The 18,701-nt window shown below is 47.3% G+C and carries 16 protein-coding genes; 8 read left to right on the plus strand and 8 right to left on the minus strand.

All coding sequences use genetic code 11. From position 1 onward, the window contains the following. Positions 1-13: 13 nt before the first annotated feature. Both BP71_RS10745 and BP71_RS10750 read right to left on the minus strand, forming a co-directional pair. A complete protein-coding gene (locus tag BP71_RS10745) occupies positions 14-925 on the minus strand; it encodes a helix-turn-helix domain-containing protein (protein WP_496378930.1) in 912 nt (303 codons plus the stop codon). 406 nt (positions 926-1,331) lie between these two features. Next, on the minus strand, positions 1,332-2,303 hold the full coding sequence (locus tag BP71_RS10750) for a metallophosphoesterase family protein (RefSeq protein ID WP_496378932.1): 972 nt from the start codon (positions 2,301-2,303) through the stop codon (positions 1,332-1,334). A gap of 283 nt (positions 2,304-2,586) precedes the next feature. Here BP71_RS10750 and BP71_RS10755 point away from each other — a divergent pair, with 283 nt between their 5' ends. Continuing rightward, positions 2,587-4,830, plus strand: coding sequence for an alpha-L-fucosidase (locus BP71_RS10755; protein ID WP_496378934.1), 2,244 nt, complete (start codon positions 2,587-2,589; stop codon positions 4,828-4,830). A 27-nt stretch (positions 4,831-4,857) separates the two neighbouring features. Here BP71_RS10755 and BP71_RS10760 read toward each other — a convergent pair whose 3' ends face one another. After that, positions 4,858-5,262 carry an adenylate/guanylate cyclase domain-containing protein gene (locus tag BP71_RS10760; protein ID WP_496378936.1) on the minus strand — a complete coding sequence of 135 codons (405 nt, stop codon included), beginning with the start codon at positions 5,260-5,262 and terminating at the stop codon, positions 4,858-4,860. Then, positions 5,253-5,984, minus strand: coding sequence for a hypothetical protein (locus BP71_RS10765; protein WP_496378938.1), 732 nt, complete (start codon positions 5,982-5,984; stop codon positions 5,253-5,255). Before BP71_RS10765 ends, BP71_RS10760 begins: the two co-directional genes overlap by 10 nt. 258 nt (positions 5,985-6,242) lie before the next feature. On the opposite strand from BP71_RS10765, the gene BP71_RS10770 reads away from it, so the two are divergent. The 3 genes from BP71_RS10770 to BP71_RS10780 all read left to right on the plus strand — a co-directional run bounded on the left by BP71_RS10770 (position 6,243) and on the right by BP71_RS10780 (position 8,949). Continuing rightward, positions 6,243-6,926, plus strand: a complete 684-nt coding sequence (locus BP71_RS10770; protein WP_496378940.1) for a DUF4397 domain-containing protein — start codon at positions 6,243-6,245, stop codon at positions 6,924-6,926. A 222-nt stretch (positions 6,927-7,148) separates the two neighbouring features. Continuing rightward, positions 7,149-8,210 carry a sensor histidine kinase gene (locus BP71_RS10775; protein ID WP_496378942.1) on the plus strand — a complete coding sequence of 354 codons (1,062 nt, stop codon included), beginning with the start codon at positions 7,149-7,151 and terminating at the stop codon, positions 8,208-8,210. After that, positions 8,185-8,949 (plus strand): LytR/AlgR family response regulator transcription factor, encoded by a 765-nt coding sequence (locus BP71_RS10780; protein WP_496378944.1) that lies wholly within the window; start codon positions 8,185-8,187, stop codon positions 8,947-8,949. Before BP71_RS10775 ends, BP71_RS10780 begins: the two co-directional genes overlap by 26 nt. A gap of 230 nt (positions 8,950-9,179) precedes the next feature. Here BP71_RS10780 and BP71_RS10785 read toward each other — a convergent pair whose 3' ends face one another. Next, on the minus strand, positions 9,180-9,767 hold the full coding sequence (locus BP71_RS10785; protein ID WP_496378946.1) for a porin family protein: 588 nt from the start codon (positions 9,765-9,767) through the stop codon (positions 9,180-9,182). A 45-nt stretch (positions 9,768-9,812) separates the two neighbouring features. Here BP71_RS10785 and BP71_RS10790 point away from each other — a divergent pair, with 45 nt between their 5' ends. From BP71_RS10790 to BP71_RS10805, 4 genes are all read left to right on the plus strand, one after another. Further along, a complete protein-coding gene (locus BP71_RS10790) occupies positions 9,813-10,052 on the plus strand; it encodes a hypothetical protein (RefSeq protein WP_496378948.1) in 240 nt (79 codons plus the stop codon). A gap of 560 nt (positions 10,053-10,612) precedes the next feature. After that, entirely contained in the window at positions 10,613-12,073 is a 1,461-nt protein-coding gene (locus tag BP71_RS10795) for a TlpA family protein disulfide reductase (RefSeq protein WP_496378950.1), read from the plus strand. Between the two features lie 187 nt (positions 12,074-12,260). Then, positions 12,261-13,139, plus strand: coding sequence for an AraC family transcriptional regulator (locus tag BP71_RS10800; RefSeq protein WP_496378952.1), 879 nt, complete (start codon positions 12,261-12,263; stop codon positions 13,137-13,139). Between the two features lie 32 nt (positions 13,140-13,171). After that, positions 13,172-14,164: an alpha/beta hydrolase gene (locus tag BP71_RS10805; RefSeq protein ID WP_496378954.1), complete on the plus strand. Its 993-nt coding sequence runs from the start codon at positions 13,172-13,174 to the stop codon at positions 14,162-14,164. A gap of 927 nt (positions 14,165-15,091) precedes the next feature. On the opposite strand, the gene BP71_RS10810 is transcribed toward BP71_RS10805, so the two are convergent. From BP71_RS10810 to BP71_RS10820, 3 genes are read right to left on the minus strand one after another with little or no spacing between them, the layout of a single operon-like run. Then, complete coding sequence (locus tag BP71_RS10810; RefSeq protein ID WP_496378956.1) at positions 15,092-15,793, minus strand: LytR/AlgR family response regulator transcription factor; 702 nt, start codon at positions 15,791-15,793, stop codon at positions 15,092-15,094. After that, positions 15,790-17,271, minus strand: coding sequence for a redoxin family protein (locus BP71_RS10815; RefSeq protein ID WP_496378958.1), 1,482 nt, complete (start codon positions 17,269-17,271; stop codon positions 15,790-15,792). The genes BP71_RS10810 and BP71_RS10815 overlap by 4 nt, the downstream gene beginning before the upstream one ends. 12 nt (positions 17,272-17,283) lie before the next feature. Continuing rightward, the gene (locus BP71_RS10820) at positions 17,284-18,333 is read right to left on the minus strand and encodes a sensor histidine kinase (protein WP_496378960.1); all 1,050 of its coding nucleotides are present in this window, start codon (positions 18,331-18,333) and stop codon (positions 17,284-17,286) included. Between the last annotated feature and the right edge of the window lie 368 nt (positions 18,334-18,701).

Consider the following 18,701-nt stretch of genomic DNA (forward strand, 5'->3'; position numbering starts at 1 on the left):
AGAAATGCTCAAATTACCTATCTGCCCTGAATCGCGTTGGCTGCACGCCGTAGACCGACCTGAATGCCCTGCTAAAAGCACCGGCATTTTCAAAGCCGCATGTCCAGGCAATGTCCTGCACCGGCTCGTCCGTATCTCGCAACAAGTCAGCTGCTTGCTTTAATCGGATACCGACAAGGTACTGGTAAGGTGTAGTGTCGAAAGCAGATTTGAACTGCCTGACCAGTTGCGGGACCGACAGACCGGCCTGGGCACCGATCTTGCTTAGATCAACATGCTCACCAGGAGAAGAATGCAAGATATCCCTGGCAATGCATAAGCGTTTGTAGATTTCCTTTCTGGTCCCGGCTTTAACTGCTTTGACCTGCCCGGCGATCTTTAGGTCCACCCGGTGTATAGTTATCAGATGGCGTAACAGGAAGACAAGATATTCATCGGTCATCGCCTCATGATATCCCTTGGTTTCCAGCAAGTGTACAAGGCCGGAAAATTGCCGGTCCATATCCGGTGTTATCGGACGAAGGGTCTGAAAAAATTCAGGCATGCTATCATCACCTGCGGCAAGCTGGTCCAGTAAAAACTCCTCGCTGTGCAGTGCATCAAATAGCACCGACGAGGCAAACTCTTTTTTGAAGAAGACGGACAAGCACTGTACTTTCTCCTTACTGCTAATGCGGCAAGCGTAACGTTGATCATTATTCAAGATCAGGAATTGCCCCGGACGCACTGCCAATTCCCGGCCACCGACGCCGTAAATTTCCTCGCCGCTCAATACTGTTTTAATGGAAAGACAGCCTACATGGTCGTCACAATGACTTTCTTTGCTCTCGGCATTAAAGACAATGTTGTGCTTTCTGAACTGATCAAAATGCTGCGCTTCATTAAAGCCAGGTTGGGAATGATCCGGTAAACGGGTGAAATACATGGTGATTTATACTAGAAATCTTAACCGGCCGCGACTACCCAATAATAAACCCGTTAAAATTTTGGCACTCGCGGGAATATGTTGTTGAATATCTATCGGCTTCCTCATAAACGAAGATAATTATTTGATGATCAGCAAAAGAATAGTTGTAGGCCAACTTCTGGTTTTTAGGTGATGCGTTCGGCCCATGCAAGCAATGCGAAGCGCAGGGCGACATTAAGATAAATAGAGGATGTAATTCACCGAAAAAGCCGCCAGATGAAAATTCGGGCGGCTTTTTCGTTCTTCTGTCGCTTACGGGAGAGCTGGCACACTGGGATAAATCCGTCCCGTAAGCACCCTATTAATTGGGTAAATCTTTTCTTTATTTGTGTGGATTGTTCCAGTCGCCGTTTTTTGTAAAACACTAAACCTTTGGCAACAAGAAATGTCTTTGTGAAATCACGGATACCACCGGATAAATACTTTCTGCCTCTGTCAGATTCACCTCCGACGGGGACACATCCAGAAAGTCGGACTTCTTCCCGCTGATTTCCACGCGACCGTCCGAAAAAAGCGTGACCATCGCCCAAAGGGGCTCTTTATACCGGAGCATTGACGACAGGTGAGTGTAATTTTTAGCCAGTTCCTCACCGTAGGGCGTGGTATTTCTTTTCTCCCCGGCCCAGTAATACGACATGCTATTAATCTGGACGTATTGTATTCCGTTTATCTCATTTTGATAATCCAGATGGTGATGCCCGCTAAACACGATCCTTATCTTTAAATAACCAGCCTGCACATTTGCCTTCTCGAAGATACGCCTGATCGCCAGGGCCTGCTCTATGCCTGCCACATCGTTATCCAATCCTTGATGGCAAAAAACAACCACTGGCAGTTTTGTACCAGCCAGATCCTGGACCAGCCACTGCCTTTGGGCGGCACCAATGTATCTGGGATAGCCTTTTGAAGTTCCGATCGGATTCTTTTCATTGCCATTCAAAACAACAAAGTGATACCCGTTTGCATCAAACGAATAGTAAGCGCCTTTTGCATTCCAAAAATCAATGACTTGCGTATGATTAAAACCTCCATCAGTTTCGTGATTGCCGATCACATGGTATTTGGGGCCTGAAAATTTGTTCCAGACATCTAACAAAGGCCGGTTGACGGCCTTGGGCATGCAAAAATCTCCAAGCTGAATAATAAAATCCGCTTTTTGCTGGTTCATCGCGGCTACAAAGGCTGTCAACCGCTCCGCTCCGTCAGGGATCAGATCATGGTGTAAATCTGTGCAAATGCCAAAGCGAATGATTTCTTTCGGCTTAACAAGAGATTCCGCCCCTGTAAGACAAACAGGTGATAACGCAGCCGTGCGAAGGAATAATCGACGTCTCATAACTATGCAATTTTAAAGTTGTGTTCATAATACCGGTTCCGTCTCATCAAGTTTCAGGATCGCATAGCCGGGCGCCGCCTCCTCCAAATAGTATGGCCCGCAGAATGCCCATTGCCCTTCCCTACCACGGTCCGAATACACTTCCGGCTATGTCGGCCATTGAGTCCCGGCTGTCAGGAAAATTGACAGTAAAACAAATTTAAAACAAAGAATGTTTATATTTACTAAACAATTGTTAATTAAAATTAAAATATTGGCAACTCGTCCATACAAATCCTTGGTAATGCGAATAAACTCCAAAATCAGGCGGCTTTCCGCCGCAATTATCTATATCGGCCAAATCGCGCTCACAGGCTCGCCGGCCATTGCACAATCTGCCAGCACGATCGAACTGAATCCCTCCGACACGGAAGCCCAGATCGTGCGAAAGGCAGCCCACGTAGTGCCTACCTCAAACCAGTATGCGGCGTTGAAAAACGAGTTTATTGCTTTCGTGCACTTCGGCCCAAATACCTTCACGCAAATGGAATGGGGAAATGGCATGGAAGATCCCCGAATTTTTGCCCTCAAATCCCTGGATACCGATCAATGGTGCCATTCCATGAAAGCCGCGGGGATGAAAATGGTTATCCTGACGGTTAAACATCATGATGGCTTTGTGTTATGGCAGAGCAGGTACACTACGCATGGCATAATGTCGAGCCCGTTTCAGAATGGCAAAGGCGATATTCTGAAAGAGCTGACAGCCTCATGCCGGAAGTCGGGATTAAAACTTGGCATCTACTTATCGCCAGCGGATCTTTTTCAGATCGAGAACCCGGCCGGTCTATATGGAAATCTGAGTAAGCCAACCCAAAGAGCCATTCCGAGGCCCGTTGCCGGGCGACCATTTATCAATAAAGCCAAATTTGAATTCGTAGTAGACGATTACAATGAGTACTTTCTCAATCAGCTCTTCGAAGTACTGACCGAGTATGGCCCTATCGACGAGGTTTGGTTTGATGGCGCTCACCCCAAAACAAAGGGAAACCAGCAGTACGATTACCTGGCATGGAAAAAACTGATCAGGACGCTCGCCCCCAAAGCGGTCATTTTCGGGCGGGAAGACGTCCGATGGTGTGGAAATGAAGCGGGAAAAACACGCGATACGGAATGGAATGTGATCCCATATGAGGACGATCCACGGAAAATGACGAGGTTCGGCGATCTCACGCAGCCGTCACTGGGAAACCGTCAGGATTTACGAAAAGGGCGATTTCTGCATTACCAGCAAGCTGAAACCAATACCTCTATCCGGGAAGGCTGGTTTTATCGCGACGATGTGTACCAGAAAGTCAGAAGCGCCGATGATGTATTCGACATTTACGAGCGTTCGGTTGGGGGCAATTCTACTTTCCTGCTGAATATTCCGCCCGACAGGGACGGTAAATTCCCGCTACAAGATGTGGATGTGTTGCTTGAAACGGGCAAACGGATCAGCAAGACTTACGGGACCAATCTTTTTGACCATGCAACAGGTCCGCAACAGGTGCTGGATCAGAAGGATAATACTTATCTTTTACTTGCTTCCAACACCGGTGAATTCACCATCACGCTGCCCAAACCGGAAAAAATAAACCGGATCGTGTTACAGGAAGCCATTGCTACCCATGGGGAGCGGGTCGAGGCCCACACGATAGACGCCTGGGTTGGCAATGCATGGAAGCCGGTGGCCAAAGCCACAAACATCGGCTACAAGCGTATCCTGCGTTTTGCCGATGTTACTTCGAACCGGTTCCGGGTCCGTATTACCGGCTCTCGCCTCAACCCGGCCATAGCCCACGTATCGGCCCATTATTACGAACCGCATCCGCCGCGCCTGCAAATAACACGTGACGGAGATGGACTGGTCCATATCCAGCCTTTTGAGAATTTCGGATGGAAGCCTCACGGCCAGAATGCCTCCAAAAATACCAATCAAGACCTCAAAATTTTCTATACAACCGACGGCTCTCAACCCGGTTTGCATTCGAAAATATATGAAAGGCCATTTTCAGCCGAGTCTGTCGATGTAAAAGCGGTGGCCATCAGCAGGGAAAAGGTTGGCAGTGTTACAGACAGGCGGTTGGGTCTTTTTCAAAAAACATGGAGTGCGGCCCAGTCCGATAGTCAAACGGACAAGCATGAAAATAAATTCGCATTCGACTCAAATCCGGACACTTACTGGCAGTCGGACAGCACCGAACGCAACCATTTCCTAATCATCGATCTCGGCAAAACCAGTAACCTTTCCGGATTTATATACACCCCGCAAACACATGAGCCCAAAGGGATGCTCGCCGCTGGCACGATCCAGGTTAGCGACGATGGAAAGAACTGGAAGGATTCCCGGGCTTTTCAGTTCGGTAACCTGGTGAACGACCCTACCAGCCGGCAACATCTGTTTACAGGTCCGTTAAAAGGACGATTTGTTAAGATTGAATCTACGCGAATTGAAGGTACCGGTAAGTCGCTTGCCATTGCGGAAATCGAGTTTTTCGATGAGTAGGATAAGAAGTATCAAAAAGGGGCTCTCTTATTTCAGGAAAATTCCGATCGGATCGACCCAAAAAATACCGACCGCGGTGTTCTTTCCCTTTAACTGAATGTTTGCCAAAAAATTCACAGCAAACAGGCCATCACTGATCTGACTGGCCAGCGCGGCGGAAATCAGAAACGACTGACCATATTCGTTGCAAAGGCCTTGCAATCTCGAAGCGGTGTTCAGGGTGTCGCCATGATAAGCCAGGTCTCTTTTAGTTTCGCCTACTTCCACCACGGTAACCATTCCGACATGCGCGCCAGCCTTAAAAACGGGTTGAAGTCCATATCGTTTCCGGTAATGATCAGATTTCTCCTTGAAGCGTGCAATACAATCAAAGAAGAAGCGAACACAATCCAGGTGGCTGGAAGGATCATTGCCGTCCCATGTTACCACCACCTCGTCCCTACATATTGATAGATCTGGCCTTTGTGCCTGGAGGCAGTGGCATTGATGTCCAGAAAGCATTCGCGGATCAGTGCACTATATTGAAAATGACCCAATTGCTCTGCGATCGTCGTTGACGATTGCAGGTCCATAAACAGAAAAACCCGGTATTCTTCTTTGGGTACCTGATATTTACCCATTAACAACGGCAGCATCGTCCCGCGGGAAAATTGTTTACCCGCCAGCTCTATGAAACTGACCATGATGGACATCATAAAATTATAAAGCAGGATCAACGCGAAGATATATCGCCACGAGCCCTCATTATCCACCGCAGGTGCGGGATCAATGATCATATAGCGAATATGCGAAACGAAAAAATATCTGAACGCTCCCAGTATTGCGATTGTCGTCAAAAAATACAGCGATACCCTTACAACAGCATTGACGGCCAATGACTGTCGTTTAAAAAAATCATTATCACAACGGCGTTCAACGACAGTGAATGTAATTCCCTGAAAAATACCCAATACCGTCGCGCTGAAAATGTTGGCAGGAATACTGATAGCCAGATTAAGGTTCTGGGATTTTAAAAGCAGCATCACAATGGCAGACAGCAAGATATAGGCAATGATCCAGTAGAAAACATGGAACCAACTAAACTGGGAAAAGATCTTCTTCATGGAATGCAGGCCAATATGCCGGTGAAGCGGGTAGGCTTGAAATATAGACATTATCGGCGGTAACCAAAAACCCGCGTTTCTGGTAAACGCCGACGCACGGCCAGCCCGCTGCCCCCACAACAAGTCGCCGGAATTTCACCCCGCCCATGGCTACATTCCGCCGCCGTTTTGCCTGCCTGGGCGTTTTTCTATAACCTCCAAACAGCCGGTATCGACAACTTTGCTTCTGTGGGACAAACTCCCCGCGTATACACCTGACCGCCAGAGAGAGCTGGCGCTTCCCTTATTGCACATTAAACAATTTATATCATGAGAACAAAGCCGATCTTTAGCACACTTCTTACGGCGGTGGCCATGCTATCACTGGGGACACTGGGGTCATCCTGCGAAGAAAATAACATCGATGAATCCGGTTCGGCCAATTTGAAGGTAGTCAATGCAGCCCCCGATGCCACTGCCCAAAGTTTTTACCTTGTCGATAACGCGATAGTCAGCGGTGGCCTTGATTTTACAGATGCCTCGGATTTTATTTCCACGGTTTCAGGTATGCGGCTGTCGGCCCGGTTCCGGAACGAAGGCAGCTCGGCCCATACAGCCGAAGGGGAACTATACATGGTCAGAGGCAGGCATTACACCGTGTTTCTAAGGGGCGACGGCAACGATGTCCGTATCAAACAATATGAAGACGAATTGTCCTACCCGCCGGCAGGTGTGGCCCGTGTCAAATTCCTGCACTTTGCCAGCGGCGCCCCCGGCGATCTGATCATTAAGGACGCCGCGGGGAACAAGCTGGTCAATACCTTGACCAGGGATGTGGAGAGCAAGTACATCAATGTCACGGCTGGAACATTGTCGCTGGAACTAGAAGGGCTGGCATTGAAAAAGACCGTGACCAATGTGACAGTCCCTGCGTTAAAAGGTGGAAAAATTTACACTATTTACCTGACCGGCACCTCCGCGTCAAACATCGCCGCGCACATCGTCGAATATTGAGGATACCATTGTACTTAGCTCTGGAATCATATATCCCCGCTTTTGCGGCGGGATATATGATTTTTGGCCATCTTCCGACAACCTGTTTTGACCCATCGACTTAATTGGTCCTTCCCAATGAACGACAAATACTTTTTTGCCAGCCTCATTCTTTTTGCCGGTGTTTTACACATCCTTCCAGGCCGGACTATGCCCCATTACAGCAGGGCTAACCCGGTAAAAATGATTAAGTTTACTTTTATGAATACGCATGTACCCACCAAAAGCTTGTTTCGCCTCAACCTGCTGCTGGCACTGGTGATCAGCGGGACCGTGTACCTGTTCCTCTCGCATGACACGCGGGAGGAACACCCGCTACTGTATACCATTATGACGGCCGTGGTAGTGAGCGTGATCGGCTTTGCCAATACAGAGATCATGGTCGGGCTGCTGAAATACTATCCATTCAATTCGATCAGATTTAAGCTGTACCGGTATGCTTCTACCTATGCGGCAGGACTGGGCGCTTATCTGCTCATATGGCCTGTTTTTGCCTATCTTTCCCACAAAATCTGGTCTTTTACCGATCTGCCCCTGCTTGGTGCATTTGTACTGGGCAGCGCGTTGGTGAATTCGCTCATCATCATTCTTCAGGATTTTATCCTGCTGCAAACACAGAAAGTGCGGGCCGACCTGGAATTATCGCAATTGAGAACCGCACATGCCGAAGCTGCCAACCTGCTTTTGAAGCAGCAGATCCACCCTCATTTCCTGTTTAATGCGCTCAATACCCTGAAAGCGCTTTATAAAAAAGACCCACGCTCCGGGGACGCCTACATCGTTCACCTGGCCAATTTCCTGAGGGCTTCCGTGTTTAGTCACACTTCCAAAGTAGCTACGCTCGGTCAGGAAATGGCGTTATTAAAAGACTATCTGCAAATGCAGCAGATGAGGTTTGGGGAAGCGCTGCATTTTACCAGCACCGTGCCTGAGCAGGCCCATGCGCAATTCTACCTGCCCTCCTTCTCCCTTCAGCCGCTGCTGGAAAATGCCATCAAGCACAACGAGCTAACCCGTCAGGCCCCGCTGAGCGTAACTTTGTCGCTTTGCGGCGACCGGATTGTGATATCCAATAATCTGCAGAGAAAACATCATAAGTCCGAATCGACAAACCATGGATTGGCCAACCTCAAAGAGCGTTACCAGCTATTGTCGGGCGACCAGGTGGTTGTGAGCGAGGACCAGAACTTGTTTTCTGTAAGTATAAAACTACTGCCCGATGAATATAGTGATCATAGAGGATGAAGAATTGCTTGCCGAAGACCTGGAAGCCGGTATCAGGCAGTTGCTCGGTAGTCTTGTAAGCATTGTTCAAATCCACTCCGTTAAAGAAGGGCTCGCATATTTCAGCCAGGCTGCCCCGGCTGATTTGATTTTCAGCGACATTCAGCTGGGGGACGGGCTTAGCTTCGAAATTTTGTTGACTGCCCCAAAAGCGTCCCCCGTTATTTTTTGCACTGCTTATGATGAATATGCGCTGGAGGCTTTCAAAGCCAACGGGATCGATTACATCTTAAAGCCTTTTACGCTGGAGACCCTCGAAAGGGCATTGCAGAAATACAGTCAGTTAAAAGAAGCGTTCTCGATCAGCCATCATCAGCAGTTTGGAGCGCTGATGGAAATGCTCGCGGGAGGTAGCAAGCAAAGGGCGGCATCGGTGATCGTATATCATCAGGACAAGATCATCCCCATCAAATTCGAGGATATTGCATTGTTCTATCTGGAAGGCGAGACAACACGGCTAGTTACATTTTCCGGTAAGACCTATTATCCCAACAAGGCACTCGACGAGCTGGAGAAAATGTCGCCAGGCTTTTTTTTCAGGGCCAACCGCCAGTACCTGATATCGAGGGACGTGGTGATCGACGCATCCAATTTCTTTTCCAGAAAACTTTCTTTGAATATTTCCGTCCCGCTTAAAGAGAAGATCATTATCAGCAAAGCGAAAGCGCCCATGTTTTTGGAATGGCTATCCAAAGGCTGAATCGGTCCCCTCGGATCAGCTATCTGCCTTTATGCCAGGCGGACGTTTTGTTTTGTTCCATATTGAAATGATCCCTGATATTGTTGGGCTTTCTGCATTTGGGGTAATGCATGAATGAAGGTGAAATACCTTGGGTCGCCTACGGAAACGAATAATACCCGACTGGATGTTTCAGCCGGATATTCTGGTCCTGATTTAGGATGAGGGGCCTCGACGACGGCCAAACGTATCTAGAAAATATAGAAGATGCTTGCCTGGGCGACAGAATTGGTAAAGTCACTTTTTACCGATGGGGATTGAAAGGCACCCACTTTGGAAAATCCGTACACATATCTGGCGCCGATGCCAAAACCGCGCCTGGATTGGAAACCCAGTCCACCGACCGCGCCAAAATCGAGCTTTTCAGCGAAATCTCCGCCGGTTAGTCCCCTGACATCCTCTTTGACCTTAAAACTGGACTGCGCTCCAACCTCTGCATAGAATCCGGACCGAGTACGGTACTTGAGCAGGATAGGAACGCTCATGTAAGAGAGCTTGACATCCTGCTTTCCTAAAAAATCGCCTTTGAGCTTTGCTCCCTGCTGCGAAAACAGGAACTCCTCCTGAACGGAAAGTTTGTCATTGATTTTAAAGCCCACGATCAGGCCGGCATGAAAGCCTGGCAGGCCTTCGGTTGCAAAACCGGCATTCTCAAAGTCGCTGTAATTCCCACCCGCTTTGACACCAAACTGGAGGCGGTCCAGGATACTTTTCAACGGCCCCTGCGCAAAGCTGTTCGCAGAAGTAAAGAGCAGACTCAGGAAAATTAACTTTTTCATGTTCAGATTTGATTTACAGTTTGAGATACCAAGCTCGTCGCTTGAATGATTGTAGACCAAAACTCGCATGAAGGCTGCGCTCAGAGGCAAAAAATGAAGGGGAAGCGGGCAAAATCAAGGCGGAAGCGGAACAAGGAAGGAATTCGCCGATTTCAAAACCGCTTCTTTATTGAACCCTCGCTGGCCGCCACGTACTGGTCTGTGAACACCAACCTTCCCGATGCATTCAAACCGATGGAGCGAAAATGGAATAATTACTTCCTCGGCGAACGGGGCTACATTTAATTTCCCCATGTACAATTGTTCGCCGAAATAGAAAACTCCTGACAGAAAAAGAACCAAAGAACGCTGATGCACAGACAAGCGGGAAACAGGAACAGTAAGCTAGTGCAAATCAATAATTAACAATCGTCTGATCGGAGAGGTAGACAGACTTGCGAATAAACACAAAATTCGGGTATTGACAGCGGCGGCGGCCGCTATTATTGACAATTGCAGCAGGGAAGTGCCAGCGGCGCATGCCGATTTTTCACTTCCTGCTCAACGGGATTGATGTGTTGGAATTGATCGCTTTGAACAGGCCATATCCAGGCCAGATCCGGGCCTGACAATCGCCCGGAATTTCTGGCTGACAAATTCAGGCAGTGGTGTGAGAAACAAAGACATTGCGATCCATTAGATTCAGCTGGTTAAACCGATCGGATATTTTAGCGGCTAACCTTTACAGATATCATCTGTCAGTCGTGTGATTTTCAACAACCAATTGCAAAGACTTTCAGAAGAAAATAGCGCTGAATATATAAAATACTTAAATTTGAATATACTACATTCTTAAATATATAAATATGAGAGTATTAGCGTATATTCTTATGATGATCGCTACTGCCAGCATTTGCTCAGCGCAGAACAGTCATAAATTGCCTGGAAATCTCGATCTGGAAGGTGTCATTACCGTACATATTAAGTCTGTCCTTCAGTCGGGGAATATTCTCGTGAAGTTGGGTACTTACCATAGCTTTCCAAAAAATGATGTCAGTATGGTTCAGGACACTTTAACCCATGTTGATAATGAAGTTTTTTTGACAGGTCCTTGCCGAAACCTGGGACTGTCTTTCCTGCATATAGCCGACTCAACTTATAAGATTGCGGGTGGGCCCGGAGATACAGTTAATGTGTCGATTTTAGCCGATATAAGTAAAGCGGCCGGACAATCTGTTCTGTCCTTTGAAGGAAAAAATAAAGAAGTTCAACAGTACTACCAATTGAAAACAAGGCTTTTAAATGATCCCGTTCAGGAATGTATGAATGTGGGGATGAGCGCGGCAGACCTCGGCCCCTTTCAGCATAAGATGGATGAAAGCTATGCAGCTCAATGCGAGATTTGGAAAGAGTTTCAAAAGGGCCGGAAGCTTCCAGATTGGTTCATTACTTATGAAACAAACGCTTTGGACTATACCGACGCCTGGCTCAGGGTATATATGGTGTGGTATCAAACCATCTACCAAAAGAAAAAGCAGGTAATCCCGACAACCTATTATGCTTTCAAAAACAGGATCAAGGTAAAGAATGAAACCAGTATGTATCACTACGACTACCTTCGTTTTCTTCGCGAGCAACTTTTCTGGCAGATGCGCCAATCCAATAGCTCATTGGGTTTGAAGAATCTGGCAGATTACGCAAAAGAAGAATTGGGTGAAAACATGGGTTCTTTTTTCGAGATCTGGGAGCTGAGCGGTGCTGTCGATAATCCGAACCGGGTCGAAACAGAATTTGGCAAGCACTTTCCAGCAAATCATCAATACCTGGTTGACTATGTACGACACCGTGCGAACACAAATATTAAACTGCTCAAAGCTGGAGACAAGGCGCCTAATTTCGCTTTGGTTGATTCAAATGATTCTTTGGTAACACTTAACCAATACAGGGGACAGGTAGTCTATCTCAGTTTCTGGTTCACGACGTGCGGACCTTGTATCAAAGAAATCCCTTATGAAAATAAGCTTGTAGAGCAGTTCAAGGATAAGCCGGTCAAGATAATCAGTATATGTACCGGCACACCAGGGGCGGCAGATGATCAGCAAATTGCAAAATGGAGGGCTATTTCCGAAAGATTCGGCCTAAAGACAATCGACTTATTCGCCAACCGCTCCTGGACGAATACGCTGGCTAAAAATTATATGGTAAGCGTGTATCCTCATTATGTCTTGATCGGTGCCGACGGAAATATTATCGAGAATTTTACGGGTCGACCAAGCCAAGGCGTTGCCTCCAAGATAGAAAAGGCGCTGGCCGAAATCAAAAGGTGAAGGCGACGATAGCGATCACATAATCTGCGACCGAAATAGTACGGAAAAACGACTTGTGAATATCAGGCGAACTGAATAGCTGCTGAAACATACTTAGTCCGGTTGCCAACTATTGCTTATCTTCAAGAACGTTTTGAAAACAGAATGCTAGTCGACCCAATGCGTCTTCTCTTAGGTCCAGTCCAAGATGATCTGTCAAGAATTTACACCTGCCTCGCAATTACGCTGCTTCGTGCAGTGCTATCAACTGCGGCATTTTGTAGTCCCAGACGGCACCACTTTACCCTACAAGCCTTACGCCCCCCGACCGGAGCAGACCCTGGCTTTTTTCCCTCGCGGCAATGAGCAGGTCGAGTATCTTACGAACGGGCAGATTGTACCACGCCCTCGCTCTGTGATCATAGGACAATATACAGAGCGGACTAACCGCCACCTGATTGGTTCCGAATTTTGTGTGTTACTCGTCAATTTTCACCCTGGCGTCCTTTATCGAATGCTTGGTATACCACTGACAGAACTAACAAACACTTTTATCGATGCGGAAGCTGTTTTGCCAAAACGAATGGTTCGGGTTAATGAAAGGTTGGCAAATGCCGGATCACCCCAGGAAATGATTGGTATTGTTGAAAGTCTCTTGCTCAGCCTCGCAAGCAACATTAAAAAGGATCAGCACGCGGTCGATTTAATGACCCATCAATTAATATTGAAACCTGAAAACACTTCTGTGATTGCGATGGCGGAATCAAGCTGTTTCAGTGCGAGGCAGTTCGAGCGCCTGTTTAAGCAACGGATGGGGATTAGCCCTAAGCTTTTCGCCAGAATAGCCCGCATGACGAAAGCATTTGCTCTCAAATACAATCGTCCTGATCTTGACTGGCTCAGCATCGCCTTGCTGTGCAACTATCACGACTACCAGCATCTTGCCAAAGATTTTAAAGATCTGGCCGGTGTAACTCCGGCTGAATATTACACAGAAGAAAAAGGCGCTCCGGAGCGCGGCTTCGGTTTGCAAGACTCCTCAATAACCAGCAACATTGTCGCGTTTTTACCACCTGCAATTATTTAAAGTGCCTGATTTTTACATCAAAAACAGGCAATATGAAAACAATACTCTCTGGAATACTGGTAATTGCTCTCGGCCATTACGACGTTCAGGCTCAGCCATGTGATAAGGGTAAGCTCGACCCCCGGGTTTCCACCGCGCTTAAAACAGTGCTGCGCGACCTGCCGGCGTCTCCGAATATGTCCGTCGAACAGATCCGGGATGTAAGAGTTCCGGTCCTGCCCTTTGCTGCCGGTGACCGGCAAACGATGAAAATAACCGCTGACAGCATAGCTATCCAAATCTACAATCCGTCCCACGCCAACGGCTTACCCATCATCATATATTACCATCCAGGCGGATTTGTAACCCCGCTTTTGCCTTTTATGCAATATGAATGCTGGCGGCAGGCGAAAGCCTTTGCTGCAATCGTGGTAGCGGTAGATTACCGGATCGCGCCGGAGCATCCCTACCCTGCGGCAGTTGATGATGCTTACCATGCTTTTCATTGGATAAGCACGCATGGACAAACATTTGGTGGCGACACTTCGCGAATCATCGTTGAAGGTCTGAGCGCGGGGGGAAATCTGGCTGCGGTCGTTTGCCAGAAAGCGAAGCTGGACGGTATCCAGAACCGTATCAAGTTACAGGTGCTGAATTGCCCGTCTACCGATAATGCGCGCAACAACAGCCGATATGCATCCTATCAGCGATTTGCATCCGGGTACTTCCTCAATAAAGCATTCTGCGAATACACCATGCAGGCCTACGCACCGCAAGTAAGTCTTGACAACCCGGAAGTCGGGCCTATCAACCGTCAGGATCTCCGCAATTTGCCGCCCGCTCTGGTGCTCACCGCGGAGTTTGACCCACTTCGGGACGAAGGTCAGCAATATGCCCAACGACTGCAAAATGCCAATGTGCAAGTTTGGGCTCACTGCTTTTCAGGACAAATTCATTGCCTGCTCGGTCTGCCACCCGATTCTGATGAGCAAAAGCTCGCAGATAAATTGCTGCTGACAACCATGCGAACGGTATTGAGCAGGTAAATACCCCTGTGCAAAACTTCAACTTATTGCCGGATAATTCGGCTGGTGGTGTGAAGTAGTGATTATGAGTACACAAAAATCACCGAATAAAATTATCGAACACATTTACGCGCCTAACGCAGCTAGCCATCGTGCAGCTGGTGTACAAGCAGGCGAGACTTCTTGCCTGGGACAACTAAATTGAACGTATCGGTGTCATAGTTGCAAAAAACGACTTATGCTATGAGGGTTTACTTTTTATCGCTGTTCTTTTTCACATCCCTGATAAGTCATGCACAATGGAAAACTAGTGTGGGTATTAACATTCCACCTATCATAGCAAAGTCCGCTGAGATCAATTCTGAATTCAGTCGTCATCCAGGATATTCACTGAACTTCAATCTCGGCTACACTTTTAAGACAGGCCATAGCGGTTTAATAGATTATAAAGTAAATGACAGGATTAGCGAGCGAAGGACTTCCGGTGCTTTCTTCAAAGCCGGGGCCAGGGTTTATCCAACTTCGATTTCGGGGAAGCAGAAAAGAAACCATTTTTTCTTAGGGGCATTTCTTATACTATCACAGTACAGGCAAACAGCGTTATTCGAAAAATTAGAGGTTTCGGACACCTACATACCCGTTTCGTCCAGGGGCACGGCCCTATTTCCTGCTGCCACAATTGGTTTTCAACATCACTTAACCCGATTTCTTATACTGGACTGGGGTCTTCAAAAATCGTTTGTTCTTCGGGAGAATAACTATCTGGGGAGTAGGCGGCGAAATTACCAACCTGGTGCAGGCTCGCCCCAATCAGATCCATTTGTTGGATATTTTCAAGGGATTATCGCCTTTAAGTACCAACTAACAAAATGACGCTGATATTTAAAACAGCCGCGACCGAGTTTATTCGCATAGTATAATATAGAGGCCATCTATCAGGTCTTATGATTAACCCAGCCTGGCAAGTAAGTCATCTCTGAAAGTAGCAGATAACGGGAGGACGCGATCGGCGAGGGTGATCTGATGTCTTTCAATCTTGTCGATTTTGGATATAGATATGACGTAAGATTTGTGGATCTGCATGAATGCTTCGCGAGGTAGCTTTTCTAAAATCTCTGCAAGTTTCATTCGGGTCAATACCCTCCGGTCGGATGTGTGGAAAGTAAGGTAATTCCTATCGGCTTCAATGTAAAGCAACGAGTCGAGATCAATGCGTGCCCAGTCGTAACCGGTTTTGACAAAAATGTAATCGACTGGCTTCAAGCCAATTACAACGTTCGAGAATTTTGCAGTAACCCGATCAGTGGTTTGCAAGAAACGGCCAAGGCCAATAGGTTTCAGTAAATAATCCGTCGCGGCGAGATCGAATCCCTCTACGGCATATTGCGCGTGGGCGGTGGTAAAAACAATATGCACAGACGGAGCAAGCATCCGGGCCATTTCCAAGCCAGACAAATCAGGCATCTGGATGTCAAGAAATATCAGGTCGACCGGATTATTTTTAACAAAAGCAAGTGCTTCCATTCCGCTGGAAAAAGTACCCAGAACATTCAAAATAGGTACTTTACTGGCATGTGACAGCAAAACGCTTAGGCCGATAGGCTCATCGTCTACGAAAATACAGCGAATATGTGCCAGATCTTTTTTCACAACAACTGTTCGATTTGCTTGTACAAAGCCTGCCGGTCGGATGGTCGTTTTGCATGGATTGTCGCAATTTTGCCCGACTTGTCCACTAATATATAAGACGGAAATATAAGGTTGCCTTGTTGGACATATATCTTGCGCAAATCTTCTACCAGCGCCTTACCTGCCAGAATGTGATCTCCCGTCAAGTGATAGAATGCAATCATCTCGCGCCAGCTCTTCTCCGGATTTTGCCGGTGCTCGACGGCGATGTATGCAAAATCGACGGACTTGTCCTTAAAACGATCTTTTAAGGCCTGATTGAAGGGAAACTCTTGTCTGCACGGACCGCACCAGGTTCCCCATATGTCGATGAAAACCACACGTCCCCTATGACTGGTGATAACTGAATCAAGGGTGGGAATAGTACGCGAATCCGGTATAAAACGAATACCCTCCAATTCAGATTCTGTTTTGCCCAAGCTTGCCAGGAAGGGTTTCATTTTTTTCTGCACACCGGTCATATATGGACTTTCGGGAAAGCGATTAACGAAATCCTGATATGCTTCCTGCTGATATTCAAGGTCGCCCTGATCGATGCCATTGATTAGAAAAGAAGCTAGTGCGTATTCCTGCGCACGGCCCGTAAACCCGTATTGCAAGGCATTGTGTTCCCAGTATCGTTCTCCTTTTTGGCGCACCTGCTGATTTACCTCTGCAAAAGACTTCTTAAAAACCGCTTCCGCAATCCGGGCAAACTCGTCTTTACTGGAAGCAAGATGCTGGAGATAACGCGGGTAATAACTGACCATGGTTTGGTAATGATAACTGTCCAGCGCGCCAGCATTGGAAAGCACCACAGCTTCATGCGCGGTTTTCAGGGCTTGCCGCCATTCATTTTGCCCATAGCGGGATTTGTTATCCGACGCCCATACACCATTTTTCCAGACCAGGTCCCACAGTTTACTTACCGCGAAATACTGAATATCAGCCGCTGTCATGCGGACAAACGGTGCCGCTAAGTTACTGCTGCTCAATTGTAATAATGCAGATTGCTGCGCTTGGTTTAGATCAGTAAGAATCTGTTCTGGCGCGCTCAGCGTATCGTTCCAAGTCTGCTTGCCAAGGCTGTAAGTTGTTAGACCTAATTTCTGCCGAAACTGGTTTTCCTTGCTTAAACTACCTGCGAAGCTTATTGTTTTCAGCGAATCGTCTGTTTCAATCACAAGTGTTTTACCTGGTTCGGCATACAGCTGCAGACGCTGCCCGGCATATGTCAAAAAAATGATCTGCGGTTTCTCTACCGGGAGGTGAATCGAGAATTTCCCTTCATGATCCGGCATCACTTCCACAGAATTAGCTGTGTGCTGCCAGCAATCGAAGGGCACATTGAAGACCAATGCTTTTGCTGATTGATTGGATGAAATTTTTCCAGACACTGCCATTTGGGCATGGGCAGTGGTGAACGCTGCGAATGCGGCGCATAAAAAGAGTAGTTTCATGTGAATGCTCGGTTAATGTAGACGAATATGCAGCCGGACATGATACTGCCCAGCTACTTCACCGAAAGTCAGCGAGTGTCTGTCGGGATAAATGAGTTGAAGACGTTTTTGAGTATTTTGAATACCGGTGCCCAATCCCTCCTGGCCAGGTCTGGGAGGAAATAAACTGTTTTGAATTGACAGGTCGAGCGTATCCTCGCAAACAGTCAATTCCAATTTAATAAAACTGTCCTGGTCGATCCTGATTCCATATTTAAATGCATTTTCTATAAATGGGACCAAAAGGAACGGTGCAACGTGGACAGGAAGTCCATCGTAGACAAGGTCGGTTTCCACCCGGATTGTATCGCGCTCAGGTAATCGCAATTGCTGCAAATGAAGGTAATCTTCCAGGAAGCTCATTTCCTGCGCAACCGGTGTGAAATCCTGCTGCGCTTCTGTGACGGTATAGCGCATAATATTAGAGAGCTGTTCAATGCATAGGGCTGTTTTGTCCGCATTTTCAGTAAGTGCGGTTCCGTATAGTGTATTTAAGGTGTTAAAGAAAAAGTGCGGGTTAATTTGCGCCCTCAGGGTGGTGAGTTCAGCCTGGACTTGCTGCATGTGTCGGTCGGCTTTGTTTATGCGCTGATGCATAAAATCCCTGAGCAACGTATAACAAAAACTGTAAGCGGCAAAAGCTAACGAAGGTCCCCAGACAGAGGTGAGCGCTCCTCCGGATTTCCACTGATTGCAGGCTGTAAGCAGGAGCATAAAACCGACGGAAAAAAGGCCGGTAACCACGATGAAGTAGGGAAATGGCTTTTTCTTAAAAATATAATGGTAATTGTATTCGACGATGAATGTACCCGCCAAAATCACCAGCCAAACAGCCTGATAATAGTTGTGATTGACAAATCGCTGCCATTGTGTAACCGCGGAACCATCAATATTGGTAACGTAGACGCCGCCGGCGTTAACTTCATACCAGTAGACAAGCGCGTCGTTGCCCTCGATTGCCGCCCAGATAAGAAGCGCGTGCAGAAGCCATTGTTGCCAGATTGCGAGACGTGGAAATTGCATGAGTTGACAGATGATCGTATCCAAAACAAGCATGATTCCTATTACCCCGCAACAAAAAGTGCTAAGTGACGAATAGTTTGGGTCGAAATGCCGGACTTCGTTAAAAACATTCTCCCTTTTGCCGCCGACCGTAACAAGGTTTCACAGGTATACAAGGTTACCACGCCGGCCATCCTTTCAATCATATTAACCAAATTTTGAAAGACGAAGGCATCAGTAGGGCTTCTCTGATACCAACTTTTGATCATGCTGTGCGTGAAATGGATGAATATCCAGGCCTTTGACATATGACGCACGCACAGCACAAATTAGCACGCCATTCCGCCATCGAATGACCGCTGCGTGTCTCGGGCCGAGCATGGTCGTCA

This window comes from Dyadobacter ginsengisoli DSM 21015 (assembly GCF_059568735.1).

Excerpts from the sequence above, each read along its gene's own strand:
- BP71_RS10800 (WP_496378952.1), top strand. The coding sequence starts at position 12,261 with ATGATCTGTCAAGAATTTACACCTGCCTCGCAATTACGCTGCTTCGTG.
- BP71_RS10815 (WP_496378958.1), bottom strand. The coding sequence starts at position 17,271 with ATGAAACTACTCTTTTTATGCGCCGCATTCGCAGCGTTCACCACTGCC.
- BP71_RS10750 (WP_496378932.1), bottom strand. The coding sequence starts at position 2,303 with ATGAGACGTCGATTATTCCTTCGCACGGCTGCGTTATCACCTGTTTGT.
- BP71_RS10745 (WP_496378930.1), bottom strand. The coding sequence starts at position 925 with ATGTATTTCACCCGTTTACCGGATCATTCCCAACCTGGCTTTAATGAA.
- BP71_RS10820 (WP_496378960.1), bottom strand. The coding sequence starts at position 18,333 with ATGCAATTTCCACGTCTCGCAATCTGGCAACAATGGCTTCTGCACGCG.
- BP71_RS10790 (WP_496378948.1), top strand. The coding sequence starts at position 9,813 with ATGATTGTAGACCAAAACTCGCATGAAGGCTGCGCTCAGAGGCAAAAA.
- BP71_RS10805 (WP_496378954.1), top strand. The coding sequence starts at position 13,172 with ATGAAAACAATACTCTCTGGAATACTGGTAATTGCTCTCGGCCATTAC.
- BP71_RS10755 (WP_496378934.1), top strand. The coding sequence starts at position 2,587 with ATGCGAATAAACTCCAAAATCAGGCGGCTTTCCGCCGCAATTATCTAT.
- BP71_RS10775 (WP_496378942.1), top strand. The coding sequence starts at position 7,149 with ATGATTAAGTTTACTTTTATGAATACGCATGTACCCACCAAAAGCTTG.
- BP71_RS10765 (WP_496378938.1), bottom strand. The coding sequence starts at position 5,984 with ATGTCTATATTTCAAGCCTACCCGCTTCACCGGCATATTGGCCTGCAT.
- BP71_RS10785 (WP_496378946.1), bottom strand. The coding sequence starts at position 9,767 with ATGAAAAAGTTAATTTTCCTGAGTCTGCTCTTTACTTCTGCGAACAGC.
- BP71_RS10795 (WP_496378950.1), top strand. The coding sequence starts at position 10,613 with ATGAGAGTATTAGCGTATATTCTTATGATGATCGCTACTGCCAGCATT.
- BP71_RS10780 (WP_496378944.1), top strand. The coding sequence starts at position 8,185 with ATGAATATAGTGATCATAGAGGATGAAGAATTGCTTGCCGAAGACCTG.
- BP71_RS10770 (WP_496378940.1), top strand. The coding sequence starts at position 6,243 with ATGAGAACAAAGCCGATCTTTAGCACACTTCTTACGGCGGTGGCCATG.